The organism is Micromonospora sp. CNZ286, from assembly GCF_014207755.1.
The window spans coordinates 1,081,957-1,098,012 of the sequence record NZ_JACHIZ010000001.1; the positions used below are offsets into that span (position 1 = coordinate 1,081,957).

General features: G+C 75.4%; 12 protein-coding genes. 5 read left to right on the top strand and 7 right to left on the bottom strand.

Going from position 1 to position 16,056, the window contains the following annotated elements:
- Window positions 1-25: 25 nt before the first annotated feature.
- A complete protein-coding gene (locus tag FHX31_RS05210) occupies window positions 26-916 on the bottom strand; it encodes a L,D-transpeptidase (protein WP_013287865.1) in 891 nt (296 codons plus the stop codon).
- Window positions 917-989: 73 nt separating this feature from the next.
- Window positions 990-2,435, bottom strand: coding sequence for an alpha-amylase (locus tag FHX31_RS05215; RefSeq protein ID WP_184975291.1), 1,446 nt, complete (start codon window positions 2,433-2,435; stop codon window positions 990-992).
- Window positions 2,436-2,725: 290 nt separating this feature from the next.
- On the opposite strand from FHX31_RS05215, the gene FHX31_RS05220 reads away from it, so the two are divergent.
- From FHX31_RS05220 to FHX31_RS05235, 4 genes are read left to right on the top strand one after another with little or no spacing between them, the layout of a single operon-like run.
- A complete protein-coding gene (locus tag FHX31_RS05220; RefSeq protein ID WP_013475600.1) occupies window positions 2,726-4,426 on the top strand; it encodes a hypothetical protein in 1,701 nt (566 codons plus the stop codon).
- Window positions 4,423-5,889 (top strand): NADH-quinone oxidoreductase subunit NuoF family protein, encoded by a 1,467-nt coding sequence (locus tag FHX31_RS05225; protein WP_013287862.1) that lies wholly within the window; start codon window positions 4,423-4,425, stop codon window positions 5,887-5,889. The genes FHX31_RS05220 and FHX31_RS05225 overlap by 4 nt, the downstream gene beginning before the upstream one ends.
- 15 nt (window positions 5,890-5,904) lie before the next feature.
- On the top strand, window positions 5,905-6,492 hold the full coding sequence (locus tag FHX31_RS05230; protein ID WP_184975294.1) for a TlpA family protein disulfide reductase: 588 nt from the start codon (window positions 5,905-5,907) through the stop codon (window positions 6,490-6,492).
- A complete protein-coding gene (locus FHX31_RS05235) occupies window positions 6,489-7,442 on the top strand; it encodes a cytochrome c biogenesis CcdA family protein (protein ID WP_184975297.1) in 954 nt (317 codons plus the stop codon). The genes FHX31_RS05230 and FHX31_RS05235 overlap by 4 nt, the downstream gene beginning before the upstream one ends.
- On the opposite strand, the gene serS is transcribed toward FHX31_RS05235, so the two are convergent.
- From serS to FHX31_RS05260, 5 genes are all read right to left on the bottom strand, one after another.
- A complete protein-coding gene (gene serS, locus FHX31_RS05240) occupies window positions 7,429-8,712 on the bottom strand; it encodes a serine--tRNA ligase (protein WP_184975299.1) in 1,284 nt (427 codons plus the stop codon). The genes FHX31_RS05235 and serS overlap by 14 nt on opposite strands.
- Window positions 8,713-9,139: 427 nt before the next feature.
- Window positions 9,140-10,291, bottom strand: a complete 1,152-nt coding sequence (locus FHX31_RS05245; protein WP_184975302.1) for a DNA polymerase III subunit beta family protein — start codon at window positions 10,289-10,291, stop codon at window positions 9,140-9,142.
- A 31-nt stretch (window positions 10,292-10,322) separates the two neighbouring features.
- The gene (locus tag FHX31_RS05250; RefSeq protein ID WP_114921106.1) at window positions 10,323-11,498 is read right to left on the bottom strand and encodes a saccharopine dehydrogenase family protein; all 1,176 of its coding nucleotides are present in this window, start codon (window positions 11,496-11,498) and stop codon (window positions 10,323-10,325) included.
- A gap of 31 nt (window positions 11,499-11,529) precedes the next feature.
- The gene (locus tag FHX31_RS05255) at window positions 11,530-12,666 is read right to left on the bottom strand and encodes an alcohol dehydrogenase catalytic domain-containing protein (RefSeq protein WP_071098149.1); all 1,137 of its coding nucleotides are present in this window, start codon (window positions 12,664-12,666) and stop codon (window positions 11,530-11,532) included.
- Window positions 12,663-13,106, bottom strand: a complete 444-nt coding sequence (locus FHX31_RS05260) for a hypothetical protein (RefSeq protein ID WP_114921105.1) — start codon at window positions 13,104-13,106, stop codon at window positions 12,663-12,665. The genes FHX31_RS05255 and FHX31_RS05260 overlap by 4 nt, the downstream gene beginning before the upstream one ends.
- Window positions 13,107-13,260: 154 nt before the next feature.
- On the opposite strand from FHX31_RS05260, the gene FHX31_RS05265 reads away from it, so the two are divergent.
- Entirely contained in the window at window positions 13,261-16,056 is a 2,796-nt protein-coding gene (locus FHX31_RS05265; RefSeq protein WP_184975305.1) for a winged helix-turn-helix domain-containing protein, read from the top strand.

Here is a 16,056-nt window from a genome sequence, read left to right on the forward strand (position 1 = left end):
CGGCCGGCTGCTGGGCCGAGCCCGGTCAGGGCAGGCGGTCGACCACCACGAAGGCGGTGCCCGGCTCGACCTCGGTCAGCAGCAGGCGCTGGGCGCTGCGGGTGAGCCGGATGCAGCCGTTCGTGACGTTCTTGCCGAGCGTGTCGTCGTTGTACCAGCTGTGCAGGCCGATGTGGGCCCCGCGCAGCCCGGTCGGCACCGCGCCCGGGTCGTCGGGGATCGCGCCGAGGGCGAAGATGTCGACGCCGCCGTAGACGGCCTCCGGGGGCGGGGTGCGGCCCAGCACGAACGTACGGCCCAACGGGGTGAGCTGCCCGGACATGCCGAGGCTGACCGGCCAGGTGCGCATCGCGCGCCCGTCCCGGCTCCAGGTGAGGCGGTGGGTGCGCCGCTCCACCACGATCTGGTCGCGCAGCACCACAGTGGTCCAGCCACCGGACGGCAGCCAGGCGATGGTGCGGTTCGCCGACGGCAGCAGCACCGCCGTCCAGCCGGAGCGGCGGTCGACGATCGGCACGGTGAGCCGTACGCCGCTGATGGTCGGCGCGAGGAACGCCAGCGGCCGGCCGCCCGGTGCGTCGTAGGCGGCCACGTTCCGGTTCGGGCGCAGCCCTTCGCTCAGCGGGCGGGTGTCGGCCGGGTCCGGGTCGGGCGGGAAGCCGCGCGGCGCCGGGTCGTAGGTGACCACCGGCAGGTCGTCCGGTGCCGGCGCGGCGGGCGGCACCGACTCCACCGGCGACGGGCTCGGCGCGGCGGTCGTGGCCGGGGGCGCGGCGGCGGGCGGCGCCGCCTGGCGCGCGGGCGCGGCGGTGAGCGCGCGGCCGACCAGCAGCGCGGTGACGAGCAGCAGCGGTACGGCGAGCGCGGCGATCAGCCAGCCGGGAGGCCGGCGCGTGGCGAACCGGTCGAAAAGCACGAAACCGACTGTAACCGACCGGAAGCCCCCGTACCCGGTACTGCGGGTACGGGGGCTTCGCGGCCCGGGTGGCTCAGCTGAGCTTCGCGCCGATGTGGATGGCGATCCCGTCGTGCGCGGCGATGTTCGCGGCGAACCAGCCGGACGAGTCCACGGTGATCACCGGGCCGCTGCACGAGCCGTTGCTGAACGTGCCATGGATGACGTCGCAGTAGCGGCCCGCCGGCAGTCCGGTGTAGTACGACCGGCCGTTCACCGCGCTGTCCTCGTCGTTGATCGTCAGGTAGCCCTTGCCGGTACGGCTGAACGCGATGTGCTGGTAGCCGTTGTCGTACCAGTTGGAGACCCCGGCGCCCTCGGTGGCGTTGCGGAAGCCGACCATGTTGGCGATGACCGGCCAGCGGTGCTCGCACTCCCAGCCCGAGTAGCAGGTGACGTTGGTGATCCGGTTGCTGCCGTCGGCGGGCGGGCCCTGGTCCCGGCCGCTGTACGTGAAGCTCGACATCACCGCCGGGGTGCCGTACGGCCAGACCAGCATGAACGCGTTGGCGAGCGCGTACGTGCCGCGGTTGCGGTAGGTGAGTACGCCGCCCTCGCGCTGGGTGTCGTGGTTGTCGGTGAAGACCACCGCCTTCGCGCTCGACAGGTAGCCCCAGGACTCGCCGAAGTTCCGCAGATACGCGAGGCGCTCGTTGTTGAACATCCGGGCCAGGTCCTTGCCGTACCGGAACTCGTGCACGTCGCCGTTGCCGGTGTACTCGGTCGGCTGGATCGGCTCACCGGCGCCGTAGATGACCTCCTGCACCAGGTACGCGCTGCGGTTCAGCTTGGCCTTGATCGCGGCGATGTCGGCGGCCGGCATGTGCTTGCTGCCGTCCAGGCGGAAACCGTCGACGCCGAGCGAGAGCAGGTCGTTGAGGTACGCGGCCAGCCGGCCGCGCACGTACTCCGACTCGGTCTTGAGGTCGGCCAGGTTGACCAGCTCGCAGTTCTGCACCTCGTACCGGTCGTTGTAGTTGGCGATGTCGTTGTTGCCGTTGCGGCCGCAGTAGTGGAAGTCCTGCGCCGAGTAGACGCCCGGGTAGTTGTAGTGGCCGTACGACGAGCCGGCCCAGCCGGTGCCGCCGTTCTCCTGCCCGGACATGTGGTTGACCACGGCGTCGACGATCACCTTGACGCCCGCGGCGTGGCACGTGTTCACCATGGACTGGAACTGCGCGCGGGTGCCCTTGCGGGACTCGATCCGGTAGCTGACCGGCTGGTACGACACCCACCACGGGCTGCTGTTGACGTGCTCCTGCGGCGGGGACACCTGCACGTAGCCGTAGCCCTTCGGGCCCAGCGTGCTGGTGCACTCGGCGGCCACCGAGGTCCAGTTCCACTCGAAGAGCTGGACGATGACCTTCTTGGCGCCGGGGGTGGCGGCGGCGGCCGGGGGCGCCGCCGCGGTGAGGGGGACGAGCAGACTCGCGGCCAGACCCAGGGCGAGCGCGGCGGCGCGGCATCGGCGTCGATGCATCAGGACTCCTGCGGGGTGCGGGGATGCGGGGGAGTGGAGCCTGTATCAGTGCCGGCTTCTTGCAACCAGCCTGAAATTTTGCGGCAAGGTTACGAGCCTGTTGCAAAGTCTGTCAACGCATGGGCATCCGTCGTTGCGTCAGGCGCTACACGCGCGTCCGGTCCGGACGGTTCGAGAATCCGGCCGAGAAATTCGCCACCGGAGGTGATCCGTCCGCGCCGTCCCTCCGTACCTGAGGTGGGAGCAGGGTCGGCCGGTGGGGGCGCCGCCGCGAGACGATCGAGGAGCAGATGGCCCGGGCACAGCAGAACGAGAAGGCGACGACCGTCCGGACCACCACCACCAGTCGTGGTGCCCGGACGATGTCGAAGTCCGCGATGGTGGCGCTGACCGCCTCCGCGCTCGGCCTCGCGTGGGCCGGGGTGGAGCTGGCCGGCGCCGGCGGCGTCATGTACTCGTACGGATTCTTCTTCACCGAGTTCTTCGCCGGGGTGGTCGCCCTGGTCTCGCTCAGCATCACCGTGATGCTGGGCCTGCTCGCCACCGACCGCCTGGTGCTGCTCATCCGGCACCGCGTGCTGCTCCAGTCGGCGCACCGCGCCACCGGCGTGCTCGGCGTGGCCGGGCTGGTCTTCCACGTCATCACCAAGGTCGCGATCGGCCGGGCCGGGCCGACCGACGCGGTGGTGCCGTTCATCAGCGGCAGCGGCCTCTACATCGGGCTCGGCACCGTCGCCGCGCTGCTCATGGTGGGCGTGCTCTGGACCGGCCTGATCCGGGTCCGGTTCGCCGGCGTCGGCCCGAAGTGGTTCTGGCGCGGACTGCACTCGATGGCGTACGTGTCCTGGCCGTTCGCGCTCGTGCACGGCCTCAACGCCGGCCGGCCCGCCGCCGGCTGGGTGGTGCTGAGCTACCTCGCCTGCGTGGTGCTGGTGGTGATGGCGCTGCTGGTCCGCGTCTCGGTCCACCTCGGCAAGCGCAGCCGCGAGCAGCACCAGGCCGTCGCGCTCAACAAGGCGATGGCCGGCAAGGGCGAGGAGCGTACCGGCGTGTTCGCCGCGCTCACCCGGAAGAAGGCCGCGGACAAGGAGGACAGCGGCGCCGGCCGGGGCCGCTGGGCCGAGGCGACAGCCACCTGGACCGCACCGGCGGGCACCGCCCGGCGGCGCGACCCGGAGCGGTTCGCCGTACCCGTGGTGCCGGAACCCGGGTCGCTGCGCGAGCCGGTCCGCGCAGCCGCCGCCCGGCGACGCGACGCCGAACCGGACGCGCCTGCCCGACGCGCCCGCACCCAGGAGGCGCCCGCCCGCCGCCGCGACGAGGAGCGCGAGCCCGTCGTCCGCGCCCGGGACGAGGAGGCGGCGCCGGCCCGCCGGACCGACGGCGAGCGGCCCCGCCGCCGTCGCCGCGACGACGAGGAGCGCGTGACCCGCCGGTCCCGGAACGAGGAGCGGGTGAGTCGCCGGTCCCGGGACGACGAGGATCTGGTCGCCAGGTACTCGGCTCCGCCGGAGAGCGGCGGCCGGCACTCGGCGCCGCCGGACACCGGCGGCCGCCACTCCGCACCCCCGGACAGCAGCCGGTACGCCACCGCGGCCGAGGTGGCCCGCTACTCCGCGCCGCCGCGCGCGACCGACGAGCCGGAGGAGCCGTGGGACAGCCCGCGCCGCTGGGAGAGCCGCCCGGTCTCCGGTGAGCCGATCTCGGCCGGCCCGATCTCCGGCACCCCGCTCTCGGCCGAACCGCTCAGCGGGTCCGGCCGCCGCTACCGCGACGAGGAGGACGTGCCGGAGGAGCCGGACTACTGGCGCCCGCCGGCCCGCTACGCCGCCGACGAGGCGTTCGTGGACGACACCCCGACGCTCGTCGACCTCGCCTCCCGCCGGGCGATGCGCGCGGGCAAGGAGAGCCGGTCCGGCCGTCGCAAGCGGGCCGACGCGGACGCGGTCGACGGCGCGTACTGGGCCGGGCTGCGAGGTGAGGCCCGGTGACGCGCACGACGGTCCCGCCGGTCGCCTGTGTCGGCGAGCCCCGCCTGACCGCCGGGTTCGCCGAGTTCGGCCGGCTCGACCTGCTGGCCCACGAGGAGGTGCACGGCCCGATCGGCCCGATGGAACCGGCGGCGCTGCTGCGACTCGCCGAGGCGATCGACCTCAAGGGCAAGGGCGGCGCGGGCTTCCCGTTCGCCCGCAAGCTGCGCGCCGTGCTGGAGTCCTGTGAGCGGCAGGACCTCGGCGCCGTGGTGGTGGTCAACGCCACCGAGGGGGAGCCGGCGAGCTGGAAGGACAAGGTGCTGCTCACCCGCGCCCCGCACCTGATCCTGGACGGCGCCGCGCTCGCCGCGTTCGCGCTCGACGCCGAGGAGATCGTGATCGGGGTGGCCGACGACGACGTGGGCCGGCCCTCGCTGACCGAGGCGTTGCAGGAACGGCGGATGCCGGTGCCGACCACCATCGTCACGGTGCCGCACCGGTTCATCTCCGGTGAGGGCGGCGCGCTGGTCAACGGCATCAACGGCCTGCCGCACATCCCGCCCGGCACGAAGAAGCGTTCCAGCGACTCCGGCGTCGGCGGTCTGCCCACGCTGCTGTCGAACGCCGAGACGTACTCCCAGCTCGCCGTCGCCGCCCGGATCGGCCCGTACGAGTACGCCGCCCTCGGCACCGACGACGAGCCGGGCACCGTGCTGCTCACAGTCACCGGGTCGGCGAAGCGCCCCGCCGTGGTGGAGTGCGCGGCCGGCACCCCGCTGCGGGAGATCCTCGACCTGTGCGAGGTGCCGCCCGGCCCGGGCATCCTGATGGGCGGCTACCACGGCAAGTGGATCACCGCGGCGGCCGCCGAGCGGGCCGAGGTGTCCCGCAAAGGGCTCACCGCCGTGGGCGGCACGCTCGGCGCCGGCATCATCGTGCCGCTCGGTGCCGACACCTGCCCGCTCGGCGAGGCCGCGCAGGTGGTGCGCTACCTGGCGGGCGAGTCCGCCGGGCAGTGCGGCCCGTGCAAGATGGGCCTGCCCGACCTGGCCCGCTCGGTCGACCTCGCGGTCTCCGGCAGCGCACCGGTCGAGCTGGTCCGGGCCGCCGCCGGCGACGTCAAGGGACGCGGCGCGTGCAGCCACCCGGACGGCACCGCCCGGTTCGCGCTGTCCGCCATGGAGGTGTTCGCCGACGACCTGCGGCTGCACGCCACCGGCGAGGGCTGCGGCAAACGCGTCAAGGGCATGATGGGCCTGCCCGGCGCGCCGGACGCCAACCCGCAGAAGCTCACCCTGGACTGGTCGCGCTGCGACGGCCACGGGCTGTGCGCGCACGTCGTACCGGACTTCATCCGGCTCGACGGCAACGGCTACCCGGCGTTCCCGCCCACCCCGGTGCCGACGTGGCTGCGCGAGGGCGCGCTCAAGGCGGTCAAGGTCTGTCCCGAACTCGCGCTCCGCCTGGTCCGGGCCGAGTAGAACCAGGAGCCGCCGATGCGTACCGCCGCTCGTGTGACAGCCGTCGCCCTACTGGCCGCCACGCTCGCCGCCGCGACCGCCTGCGCCGCCGGGCCCGAGCCCGGGGACCGGGCCGGAGCGGTCGCACCGGCGCCCCCGGCCGCCGCGTCCCCGTCCGGGCCGGCATCCGGTCCGGCGTCCGCGTCACCGGCCGTGGTGCCGGCCGCGCTGTCGTTCACCGGCAAGACCCTCGACGGTACGGCGTTCGACGCCGCCGCCCTGGCCGGGCGGCCGGTCGTGCTCTGGTTCTGGGCGCCCTGGTGCGCCACCTGCGCCAGCCAGGCATGGACGGTGGCCGAGATCGCGCCCACCTACCGCGACACGGTCCCCATCGTCGGCGTCGCCGGACTCGGCGAGCAGAAGGCCATGAAGTCGTTCGTCACCGAGTTCGACCTGGGCGGCACGACACAGATCGACGACCGGGCGGGCGCGCTGTGGCGCCGGTTCAAGGTGGCCGAGCAGAGCACATTCGTCGTCCTGGACCGCACCGGCCGGGTCGTCCACCAGGGATTCCTGGACGGCGAGGCACTGACCCGGCAGGTCGAGACGCTGGCCCGGGGATGACCGGCGCGCTGCTGCTCGCGCTCACCGCGGGCATGCTCGGCGCGGTCAACCCGTGCGGCTTCGCGATGCTGCCCGCGTACCTCTCGCTGCTCGTCGCCGGCCCCGACGGCGGGCGCGGCGCGGTCGGCCGCGCGCTCACCGCGACCGCCGGTCTCACCCTCGGGTACGTGCTGGTGTTCGGCGCGTTCGGGCTCGCCCTGGCACCGGCGGCGGACTGGCTGCGGCCCCGGCTGCCGTGGCTGACGGTGACGCTCGGCGTGCTGCTGGCGCTGGCCGGATGCTGGCTGCTCGCCGGCCGGCGGCTGCCCACGCCGCGCCCGCTGCGTGTCGCGCCCCGGCTCACCCGCACCTGGCCGTCCATGGCGCTGTTCGGCGCGGCGTACGCGCTCACGTCGCTGACCTGCGCGATTGCGCCGTTCCTGGCGATCGTGGTGACCAGCCTGCGGGCCGGGTCGCCGCTGCGCGGCCTGGCGCTGTTCGGCGCGTACGCGCTGGGGATGGCGCTCGTGGTCGGCGTGGCCGCGCTCGCCGTGGCGCTGCTGCGCGGCCGGGTCGTGGCGCGGCTGCGCGGCGCGGGCGCGTGGGTGCCGCGGCTGAGCGGCCTGGTGCTGCTGGTAGCGGGCGGCTACGTCGCCTGGTACGGCTGGTACGAGGTACGCCTCGCCCAGGGCCGCTACGACGCCTTCACCGACCCGGTCATCCGCACCGCCGCCCGCATCCAGCAGTCAGTGGTGAGCACAGTCGACACGCTAGGCCCCGCCGTCCTCGCGGCGCTGCTCCTAGCCGCGCTGCTCCTCGCCGCCCTCACCCGCCGCTCCCGCCCCCGCCCCCTCTCCCGCGATCTTGCAGTTGGTGCCCGGGCGGAAGGGGTGAAGCGGACTTCTCGCGGGCCGGAAGTGCAAGATCGCGGGGGAGAGGCGGGGGCGGGGACGCGGGTCAGCGCGGGGTGAGGCGGTCGGTGCCGAGCTTGTCGCGGAGGACCTCCGGGACCACCACCGAGCCGTCGGGCTGCTGGCACTGCTCCAGGATGGCCGGGAACAGGCGGCTGGTGGCGAGCGCCGAGCCGTTGAGCGTGTGCACGAAACGGGTCTGCTTCGCGCCCGGCTCGCGGTAGCGGATCGCCGCCCGGCGGGCCTGGTAGTCGCCGGCCCAGGAGACCGACGACACCTCCTTGTACTTGCCGGTGCTCGGCATCCACACCTCGACGTCGAGCGTCTTCTTCATCGAGGCGCTCGCGTCACCGGCGGCGAGCAGGCTGGTCTGGAAGTGCAGACCGAGCTTGCCGACCAGGCCCTCGACGTGCCCGACCATCGCCTCCAGCGCCTCGCCCGCCTGCTCCGGCAGAGTGAACTGGAAGATCTCCACCTTGTTGAACTGGTGGCCGCGCACGGTGCCGCGCTCGTCGGAGTGCGAACCGGCCGCCTCGCGCCGGTAGCACGGCGTGTACGCGAACGCCTTCAACGGCAGCTTCGGCGTCTCCAGGATCTCGTCCTGGTACGCGCCGAGGATCGCCGTCTCCGCGGTGGGCAGCAGGAACTGGCCGCGCGAGGACGACTGCTTGTCGATGTGGTAGACGTCGTCGTGGAACTTCGGGAACTGCCCGGCGGCGAAACCGGCGCTGTCCAGCAGCAGGTGCGGCGGGAGCAGGAACTCGTAGCCGGCCTGGATGTTCTGCTCGATCAGCCAGTTCACCAGCGCCCACTCCAGCCGGGCGCCCAGACCGGTGTACATCCAGAAGCCCGAGCCGCCGAGCTTCACGCCCCGCTCGTGGTCGACCAGGCCGAGCGCGCGGCTCAGCTCCACGTGGTCGCGTACCTTCTCGATGGCCGGCGCCTCGCCGAACGTCCGCACCACCCGGTTGGCCTCCTTGCCCCCGGGGACCACGTCGTCGGCGGGCAGGTTCGGCAGCTCGCTCATCGCCGAGCGGAGCCGGGACTGCACCTCGTCGAGCTGGGACTCCAGCTCCGCGAGCTGCTTGCGCTCGGCCTCCGGGGCGACCGGCTGCGGCGTGCCGCCGGACCGTTTCGCCTCCGCGTACGCGCGCGCCTCGGCCTTGCGGCGCTGCCGCTCGGCGTCGATCTCCGTGATCAGGGCGCGTCGTTCCTGGTCGAGCCGCTGGATGTCGTCCAGCGCCCGGGTGACCTCGGCGGGATCCAGACGCTTCGCCAGCGCGGTCGCCACCGCCTCGCGATCCTTCCGGATCAACTCCATGTCGAGCATGCTGCTCGTACGCCTCCGTCCAGGCAGTCAGGTGGGACCTCCAGATGCTACCGTCGCGCCCCCGCCGCCCCGGCCCGGCCCGCGCAGCCCGCCGCCGCGAGGCCCTTTCCGGTGACGGTGCGTGGTGGTGCCGCCGTCGGTGCGCCGTTCTCACTTTCCGTGATGGCGCTCCGGTGCTCGTGCCGCCCCGCTGCGGCTCGCTAGCTCGCTGAACTGGTCAATCTCGCGGATCCGCTCTCCGGCGGACATGCCCCTCCGGTGACTTTGCTCTGCAGCCACCGACGCGGCGTTCGACGGAGCGTCAGCGTCGCGCCGATGGCTGCAGAGCAAAGTGCGTGAGGGGTGACGCACCCAGGAGGGCGGCGGCGTCACGCACAGTCACGGATGCCTGCCGCAGAGCGGTACCGACGCCGGCGAGCGCGGAACGTCAGAGGCGTACCGGCATCAGGACCGAGAAGGCGTGCGCGTCGTCGGCCCGCCGTACGGCCAGCGGGGCGATCGGGCCGTCCAGCTCCAGCACGAGCTGGCCGTCGCCGGACCCCAGCGCGTCCAGCAGGTACTCGCGGTTCACCGCCACCCGAAGCGCATCCGGGCCGCCCGCGCCCGCGCCCGCCGCGCCCGCCCCGCCCTCCACGCCCTCCACGCCCCCGGCGGCGACCACGCCGTTCGGGTCGACCAGGCGCAGCTCACCCCGGCCGTCCAGGCCGAGCGCGACCACCTCGTGCTCGACTCCCTCGTGCGCGCGGTGGCAGACCGGGACGCCGTCGGCGGTGAGCGCCGCGCGCAGCGCCGCGCCGTCGAACGGGATCCGGTACGTGGGCACGTCGCCGAGCTGCGCCCGCAGCAGCCGCCGGTAGTCGGGGAAGTCGTACGGCAACGGGACGGCGGTCAGCGGCCGGCCCGCCGCCGTGACGGTCACCCGGTCGGTGGCGACGACGACCTCGGCGGAGTCGGCGCCGTCGAGGTCCAGCAGCGCGCGGAGTTCGTCGACGGCGGCCACCGGCAGCAGCGCGCTCACCGGCGGGCCGTCGACGGTGCCGCCGACCCGGGCCACGGCGAGCCGGTGCCGGTCGGTGGCGACCAGCCGGACACCGTCCGGCTCGACCTCCACCAGCACGCCGGACAGGACCGGCAGGCCGGGGTCGGCGCCGACGGCGAAGCGTACGGCGTCCACGGCGGCGGCGAGGTCGGTGCGGGACAGCACGAGGCGGGTGGTCACGATGGTCTCCTCCGGGTCGATCAGGCTGCGGATCCGGGAGAGTTCGCGACGCGCGTCGGCCAGGCCGTCCTCCAGGCGGCGCAGGTGCGCGTCCAGCAGCCGGTGCACCTCGGCCGGCCGGTGCCGGTTCCGCAGCGCCTCGGCGATGCCGGCCAGCGGCATCCCGACCCGGCGCAGCCCTGCTACCAGGCGGGCCGGGTCCACCTGCTCCTCGGTGTACCAGCGGTAGCCGGTCACCGGGTCCACCCGGGCCGGGGCCAGCACGCCGGAACGGTCGTAGAACCGCAGCGCACTGACCGTCAACCCGCTGGCCCGGGCCAGTTCGCCGATGCTGCGAAGCTCGCTCTCCACGGCCGTCATCCTGTGACCTCAAGCGGGTCGAGGGTCAACCTCACGCCGGCAGGGTGCGGAACGTGATGCCCGCGCGTACCAGCCGATCCAGCAGCGCGTCACCCATCGCCGCGACCGGCGTGACCTGCCCGGCGGTCTCCGGCAGGTCGTCGAAGGCCAGGCACAGCGCCGACTCGGCGAGCATCTTGGCCGTCTCGTCGTAACCCGGGTCGCCGCCGGCCACCTCGGTCACCACCCGCCGGTCGCCGGCGGTGCCCACGAACCGCACCCGGAACCACGACTTGGCCCGCTGCTCGGCGGTCGGGCCCTGCCCGGAGGCGAGCCGCCCGAGCAGCCAGCGCCGCGTCGGCGCCACCTTCACCAACCCCACCACGCCGGCCAGTCCGACGCCGGCGACCAGCACAGTGGGCAGCCGCTTCATCGCCGCGAAGTGCCGGTAGCGGAAGTCCGGGCCGTACTCCGGGCGGGCCGCCGCGGACCGGCGGACCACCTGCGGGTCGATGGTGGGCAGCGGCACCGCCCACTGGCCGAACTCGCGTACCCGGCCGACCTTGCCCGGCACCGCGCGGACCCGGCGTCCGTCCGGGCCGGGCTCCATCGCCCGGCGGGCCCGCGCCGCGCGGCTCATCTCACCGGTACGGGAGAACGCGGTGAGCGCCGAGTGGTACGTCCCGGCGGAGAACCGGCCACCGGCCCGCACGTAGCCGTCCACGGCGATCGGCCCGTCGGCCGGCAGTTGCTTGACCGTGTACCAGACGCCCAGGTCGTGCGGGATCGAGTCGAAGCCGCAGGCGTGCACCAGGCGTGCCCCGGTGCGCACCGCCTCGGCGTGGTGCCGCACGTACATCCGGTCGACGAACTCCGGCTCGCCGGTGATGTCGAGATAGTCGGTGCCGGCCGCGGCACAGGCGGCCACCAGCGGCTCGCCGTGGTGCACGTACGGGCCGACTGTCGTGGCCACCACCCGGGCGCTCTCCGCCACCGCCCGCAGCGACGCCGGGTCGGTCACGTCGGCGGTGAGCAGCGGCAGGTCGGCCAGGGCCGGGTCGATCGCGGCCAGCCGGTCCCGCACCGCGGCCAGCTTGTCCGGGTTGCGCCCGGCGAGTGCCCAGCGCAGCCGGTCCGGCGCGTGCCGGGCCAGGTACTCGGCGGTCAGTCCGCCGGTGAAGCCGGTGGCGCCGAACAGGACGAGGTCGTACGGACGGTCTGCGCGCATCCGCCGAGTGTGCCATCCACAGCGCCCACCTTCACGGGGTGAAGAGCACCCGGACGCAGCCGTCGGCCCGGTCCCGGAACAACGCGTACCCCTCGGCGCCGCGCTCCAGCGGCATCCGATGGGTGGCCAGGTGCTCGGTGACCAGCTCGTCGCGGGCCATCCGTTCCAGCAGCGCCGGGATCGCGGCACTGCCCCGGCGCCGGGCGGCGCGGACGGCGAGCCCCTTGTCGGCGAACGCGCCGAGCGGGAACCGGTCCACGAATCCGGGCCGGGCGCCGAGCACCACCACCACGCCGCCCTTGCGGCAGGCGTGCACCGCCTCGCGCAGCGCCGCCCCGCCGTCCGGCTCGGCCACCGGCCACCGGCCCGGCGCGGCCGGTGCCCCGGAGGCGTCGACGCACACGTCCGGGCCCCGGCCGCCGCTGCGTTCGCGCAGCTCGGCGAGCACGTCCACGTACCTGTGGTTGAGCGCCTCCACGCCGTCGTGCCCGGTGACCATCCGCAGCCGGTCGTCCCGGTCGTCGACCACCACCACCCGGTCCGCGCCGCGGGCCACCGCCGCGTCGGCGGTGAGCTGGCCGACCGCGCCCGCGCCCCAGACCGCCACCACGTCGCCGGGGGCGACCTCGCCCAGCTCGGCGCCGTACCAGCCGGCCGGTGCGGCGTCGGCGGCGAACACCGCCCGCTCGTCGCTCACCGACTCCGGCACGGCGAACGCGCCCACATCGGCGTACGGCACCCGCACGTACTCGGCGTGACCACCGGCGAAGCCGCCCAGCCGGGCCGGGCGGCCGTACCCGCCGGCGGGCGGCTGCCCCCACTCCGGCTCGGCCGCCACGCCGCTCGTGCCGTTGTCACAGCACGCCGGCAGTCCTTGGCGGCAGAACCAGCACGCCCCGCAGGCCACCGCCGCGCCCACCACCACCCGGTCGGCGACCCGGTGCCGGCGTACCTCCGGACCGACCTCGACCACGTCGCCGAGGAACTCGCGTCCGAGCACCTCCCCGGCGGACGCCTCGGGCACCTGCCCGGCCAGAAGCGGCAGGTCCGCGCCGCAGGTCGTGCTCCGCCGGACCCGGACGATCATGTCCTGGGCGTTGCGCAGCTCCGGGTCCGGGACGCGGCGCACCTCCACGAGACCGGCTCCCGCCCAGCACAGCGCCCTCACGTCACGGTCCCCGGCCGGTCCAGCGGCGAACGGTCCGCCCGCAGCACCTCGCCGGTCTCCAGGAGCTGCTTGGTCTGCCGCAGCACGTGGCGCAGGAACCGGCCCGGGTCGTCGCCGACCAGGTGTGCGGCGAACCCCGGGAGCGTGCACTCCCCGCCCAGCGGGCGGACCGCCAGCTCGGTACCGCGACCGCCGGGGGCCGGACGGGCCCACAGCTCGACCGCGCCGTCGAGGTGGCGCAGCGGCTCGGGCCACCGCCCGGCCGGGAGCACCTGCTCGGGCGCCCCGGCGATCGTCACCACCTGCCACCGGCCCGGCCGCGGGTCGGCGCCGGACCGCCGCGCCCGGCGGCGGGCCAGCACCCGCGCGCCCGCCGGAGCCAGCACCCGTACCCCCGCCAGCACCAGCGCGCCCGCCGCCAGCCGCCCGCTCCGCGCCACCTGACCTCCCGCCGTCCCCGAGTGGCCGGCCACCCGGCCGGCCGCCCCGCGTGCCTACAGGGTGCGCGCCGCCCGGGTGAGCGGGGTTCGCCCCGAAGGGGTGAACCGGCGCGCTGCGGGTAACCGCTGCCCGCACCGACGGGGGGAGGGACGCATGCCGGAGGAGGCAGACCAGGTCGTCACCGCGCCGAGCGGCACAAGCGACATCACCGGTACGCCCGATCTGCTCACCACCGGCCTCGATTCGCCCGATGTCGCCGGTGGTGCGCTGCCGGGTGGCCCGCCGCTGCTGGCGTCCCGGTTGACGCCGCCCGTGCCGCCTGAGCCGGTCCTGCTGCGTCCCCGGCTGCTCGACCGGCTGGGACAGGGCGCGTCCGGGCCGGTGACGCTCGTCTGCGCGCCGGCCGGCTGGGGCAAGACGACGCTGCTGTCGACCTGGGCGCAGGGGGAGCGGGACGGGCCGGCGCCGGCCTGGGTCACGGTGGCCGAGGGGGAGACCACCCGGCGGCTCTGGGGCTACCTCGCGGCGGCCCTGCGTACCGCCGCCGCCGACGATCCGGACGACGGGCCGCCACCGATGCCGGACGGGCCGCCCCGGCCCGAGCAGCTCGAAACGCTCGCCGCCGCGCTCGCCACCCGTGAACGACCCGTGCTGCTGGTCCTGGACGACCTGCACCGGGTCACCGACCCGGCCGCCCTGACCGGGCTGGAGTTCCTGCTCCGGCACTCCGACGGCCGGCTGCGGCTGGTGGCCGGCGCGCGCGGCGAACCACCGCTGGCGCTGCACCGCTGGCGGCTGGCCGGCGAGCTGACCGTGATCGGCGCCGACGACCTGGCGTTCACCGCCGACGAGGTGGCCGACCTGCTCGTCGCGCACGGCGTGGCCGTACCCGCCCCGGCCGTGACCCGGCTCGTCGAACGGACCACCGGCTGGCCGGCCGGGCTGCGCTTCGCCGCGCTCGCGCTCGGCGACGGCGCCGACCCGGCGCGCACCGTGGAACGGTTCGCCGGTGACCAGCCGGACGTCGCCGCGTACCTGCGGGACGAGGTGCTCGCCCCGCTGGAACCGGCGACCCGCGACGTCCTGCGCCGGGTGGCGGTGGCCGTCGCGGTCCACGCCGACCTGGCGGCCGCGCTGACCGGGCGGCCCGACGCCGGGCACCTGCTCGCCGAGGCGGCCCGGGAGGGCGGCTTCCTCTACCAGGACGGCGGCAGCCCACCCTGGTACCGGCCGCACCCGCTGCTGGCCGACGTGCTGCGCGACGAGCTGGACCGGCTGCCCGCCGACGAGGTGCGGGAACTGCACCGGCGGGCCGCCGGCTGGTACGGCACCCACGACCGTCCGGCCGAGGCGCTGCGGCACGCGCTTCTCGCCGCTGAGTGGGCCGACGCCACCGAGCTGCTCGTCACCCGCTGGCCCGAGCTGGCGCCGGACGAGCCGGCCGCCGTACCCGCTCCGCCCGAGCCGCCCGCCGAGGCGGTCCGCCGGGATCCGGAGCTGGCGCTGGCCGCCGCCGCCGAACGGGCGTACGCCGGGGATCGGGCCGCCGCCGACGCGCAGCTGCGGCGGGCGCTGGCCGAGGCCGCCGGCCTGCCCGCGCCCCGCCGTGACCGGTTCGGCCGGCTGGCCGCCGCCGTGGAGCTGAGCCTCGCCCGGCTCGGCGGCGACCACGAGGAGGTACGCCGGGCCGCCGACCGCCTGCTGGCCACCATCGCCGCTGACGAGTCCCCGGGCGGCCCGGACGCCGACAGTGCCGTTGCCGGTGATCCCGGCGATCCGCGCGCCGGGACGGCCGAGCGGGACGACGTGCGCGCGGTGGCCGGTGCCGCGCACGGGCTGGCCGCGCTGGCCGAGGGGGAGCTGTCCACGGCCCGGGACCGGTTCGCCGCCGCGCGGGAGGCGGCGCGGCGGGCCGGGCGGCCGCGTACCGAACTGCTCTGCGTCAGCCGCTCGGCGCTGCTGGAGGCGGCCCGGGGCGCGCTGCGGGCCGCCGAGGAACTGGCCCGGGAGGCGCTGGCGATGCCGCCGTGTCAGGGCTGGTCGTCGCGGTCCGACTGCGGCTACGCGTACCTGGCGCTGGCGTTCGTGGACTGGCAGCGGGACCGGCCGGCGGAGGCCACGGCCCACCTGGCGCTCGCCGGGCCGGCCGGTGCGGAGCCGGGCGGCGCGGCGCTCACCGCGCTGTGCCGGGCCGGGCTGCTGGCCGACGGTGGCGACCCGGGCGGCGCGCTGCGCACGCTCGCCGGGGCGCGCGCGGTCGCGCCCGGCGCGGAGCTGGGCGAATGGTTCGCCGCCGACGAGGCCCAGGTACGCGCCGCCGTCGGCGACGTCGACGGTGCCCGGACGCTGCTCGACGCGGCGGGTGACGGGCCGGCGCCGGCGCTGGTGGCCGCGCGGCTGCGGCTGCGCGCCGGTGACGCCCGCGCGGCCGAGCGTGCGCTGCCCGACTGGACCGCGCCCGGCGCGGCGGACTGGCCGTTGCCGGTGCGGCTGGGCGCCGGGCTGCTCGACGCGGCGCTCGCCGACGCCTCCGGTGACGCTCGGCGCGCCGGGCGGCTGCTGGAGGAGGTGCTGGCGCTCGCCGAGCCGGACGGCTTCCGGCGCGTCTTCACCCGGGCCGACCCGGGGGTACGGGACCTGCTCGCCGCGCGCCTGGACTCGGGCACCGCGTACTGGGCCACGGTGAGCGAGCTGGTCCGGGGCGTGGACGCGCAACCGGCAGCGGCACCGGCCGACGGTCCGGCCCGGTCGCTCGACGAGCCGCTCACCGAGCGGGAACTGACCATCCTGCGCTATCTCCAGAGCATCCTGTCCAACGTGGAGATCGCCGCCGAGCTGTCACTGTCGGTCAACACGGTCAAGACGCACGTGCGCAACATCTACCGCAAGCTCGACGCGACCCGCCGGCGGGACGCCGTCCGGCGGGCGCGCGAGCTGCGGTTGATCTGA